General features: G+C 71.8%; 3 protein-coding genes. All 3 read left to right on the top strand.

Annotated features, from left to right (window positions below; translation table 11 throughout):
* Window positions 1-479: protease (locus tag D7Y21_RS40850; RefSeq protein ID WP_121718589.1), on the top strand; the 479-nt coding region annotated here is incomplete at its 5' end.
* Between the two features lie 114 nt (window positions 480-593).
* A complete protein-coding gene (locus D7Y21_RS40845; RefSeq protein ID WP_121718588.1) occupies window positions 594-1,700 on the top strand; it encodes an isopenicillin N synthase family oxygenase in 1,107 nt (368 codons plus the stop codon).
* Between the two features lie 72 nt (window positions 1,701-1,772).
* On the top strand, window positions 1,773-3,046 hold a 1,274-nt coding region (locus tag D7Y21_RS40840; RefSeq protein ID WP_121718587.1), incomplete at its 3' end, for an MFS transporter.

Raw genomic sequence — 3,046 nt, 5'->3', positions numbered from 1 at the left:
CCGCCGCCGAGCCCACGAAGGAGCCCGCCGCCGTGACGACCCCGAAGCTGGAGTGCGCCCTCAGCGTCCACCCGAAGGCAAAGGTGGGCGAGTCCATTGAAGTCCTCTTCAAGCTCACCAACCGCTCGGAGTCTCCCGTCTGGGTGCTCACGTGGCAGACGCCGCTGGAGGGCATCCTGGGCACCGTGTTCCAGGTGACCCGCGACGGCGAGGAGGTGCCGTACCAGGGCCCCATGGTGAAGCGCGCCGCCCCGTCCGCGGACAGCTACGCGGCCATCGCCCCGGGCGCCACGGTGGAGAACACCGTGGAGGTGACGCAGGCCTGGGACTTCAAGAAGCCGGGCACCTACCGCATCACCTTCCGCGACGCGCTGATGGACGTGGCCACGCGCAAGGAGGATGTCCCCCGGCCGGGCGGCGACTACCAGTCCACCCCCGTGACGTGCGCCCCCGTGGACGTCACGGTCGCCGCGCGCTGATGGGAGCGGTGAGGCGGTAGGGGGCGCTTCCAGGATTTCCCCGGAAGCAGGAGGGGCATGCAGGCACGGTCCCCCTCCTCAGCCGGGCCCGGGCGCGATACACCTGGGCCCACCATGGCGGACACCCCCACGATGAACATCCCGACGGTCGACCTGCAGGACCTGGCGTCGGGTGAACCGGCGCGCCTGGAGCGCGCCGCGGCGGCCCTGCGCGAGGCCTTCGGCGTCTTCGGCCTCGTGTTCGTGAAGAACCACGGCGTGGACGCGCCGGCGCTGGAGCGCTTCTACGACGCGTTCTCCGCCTTCGTGGCCCGCCCGGACGCGCAGAAGCGCCCCCTGGGCCGCGCGGACCTCTGGTACCAGCGCGGCTGGACGCCTCCCAACACGGAGGTCGCCGTCGCCAGCAACGGGCAGCCGGACTTCAAGGAGTGCTACTTCGCGGCGCCCACGCCCACGGACGCGCAGTCCGCCATGGAGTTCCCGGAGCTCTACCCGGAGAACATCTGGCCGGACGACGCGCCGCCCTTCTTCCAGGAGGGCCTGCTCACCATGGGCACCGCGCTGCACGAGGCCGGCCTCAAGCTCTTGCGTGGCGCCGCCCTGGCGCTGAACCTGCCGCAGGACACCTTCACCGCCTCGTGCGAGAAGGCGCCCCACGTCACGCGCGCGCTCCAGTACCTGCCGCTGGGCCCGTCCCAGGTGAACACCGGCATCCTCTGGGGTGAAGAGCACACCGACTTCAACCTGCTGACGCTCTTGCCCGGAGGCCGGTTCCTCGATCCGGAAGGCCGCCCCGCGCCGAAGCCGGATGACCAGAGCGGCCTGTACCTGCGCACGCGCGCGACGCCGGACGCGCCCAATGGCCAGATGGTGCGCGGCACCGCGCCCGCGGGCTGCATCGTGGCGCAGGTGGGCCAGCAGCTGGAAATCCTGACGGGCGGCACGTTCCTCGCCACGCCGCACGTCATCACCGCGCCGGGCGTGCCGGGGTGGCAGCGCCAGTCCGCCGCGCACTTCATGCACGTGCACACCAGCCAGGTGCTCTTCCCGCTGCCCGGCTTCCGCACGCCGGAGGCGGTGGCCAACTACGCGCCGCCGGTGCTCGCGGGCACGTACGACATCAAGACGCTGGTGGACATCGGCCTCGCGCCGCCCGCCGCGCTCGACAAGCTGGGCTACCGCCACTACGACCGGCTGAACCGGATGCGCGCGACCTCATAAGGCGCGCCCGGGACCGCGCGTCCCTTGTGGCTGGCGGAGGGGGACGGGCTGCGTTACAGCGCAGCCACCTCCATGGCCGATACCCCCTCCGTCCTCGCCAGCTCCGTCTTCCGTCACCGCGACTTCCGGCTGTACCAGGTCGCCCGCCTGTGCGCGGTGCTCGCGGCGCAGATCGAGTCGGTGGCCATCGGCTGGCAGGTGTACGAGCTCACCGGGAGCGCGCTCGCGCTGGGCTACACGGGCCTGGCCCAGTTCGTCCCCTTCCTCGCCTTCAGCCTGCTGGGCGGACAGGTGGCGGACCGCTACGACCGCCGCCGCATCCTGGCCATCTGCCAGGGCGTGATGCTGGTGTGCAGCCTGCTGCTGTTGTCTTTCACGCTGGGCCACATCACGGACGTGCGGTTCGTCTACGGCGTACTGGTGCTGTTCGGCACCGCGCGCGCCTTCTATGCGCCCGCGGGCTCCGCGCTCACTCCCTACCTGGTGCCGCCGGAGGAGCTGACGCGCGCGGTGGCGGTGAACTCCACCACGTGGCAGGTGGCCACCATCGCCGGCCCCGCCGTGGGCGGCCTGCTGTACGGATGGCTGGGCGGCAAGGGCGTCTACATCACGTCCGCGTCGCTGTGCGCGCTCACCATCGTGTGGATCCTCTCGCTCAAGGTGCGCACCGGCAGCGCGTCGCGCGAGCCCATCTCGTTGACGACGCTCGTCGCGGGCCTGCGCTTCGTGCGCCAGAAGCGGCTCCTGCTGGGCAGCCTCACCCTGGATCTCTTCGCGGTGCTCCTGGGCGGCGCGGTGGCGCTGTTGCCCATCTACGCGCGCGACGTGCTGCAGACCGGCCCGTGGGGACTGGGCCTGCTGCGCAGCGCTCCGGCCGCGGGCGCGGCGGTGGTGGCGGTGCTGCTCGCGTTCCGTCCGCTGGGCGGCCACGCCGGGTGGAAGATGTTCGGCGCGGTGGCGGTGTTCGGCGCGGCCACGCTGGTGTTCGGCCTGAGCAGGTCCCTGCCCCTGTCGCTCGTGGCGCTCGCCATTGGCGGGGCGGCGGACATGGTGAGCGTGGTGGTGCGCCACACGCTGGAGCTGGTCTCCACGCCGGATGACATGCGAGGCCGCGTGGGCGCGGTGAACATGATGTGCATCGGCGCCTCCAACGAGCTGGGCGAGTTCCGCGCGGGCTCGCTCGCCGAGGCCCTGGGCGCCGTGCACGCCGTGGTGATTGGCGCAGTGGGCACGCTCATCGTCGTGGGCCTCTGGGCCTGGCTCTTCCCGGAGCTGCGCGACGTGGACCGGCTGGAGTCCGCCGCCCACCGCCCGCCCCTCCCCGAACCTGTCTCTTTTACACATCT

Source organism: Corallococcus sp. AB045, from assembly GCF_003668895.1.
Classification (GTDB): domain Bacteria; phylum Myxococcota; class Myxococcia; order Myxococcales; family Myxococcaceae; genus Corallococcus; species Corallococcus coralloides.
This window is presented reverse-complemented; position numbering and strand designations above follow the sequence as displayed.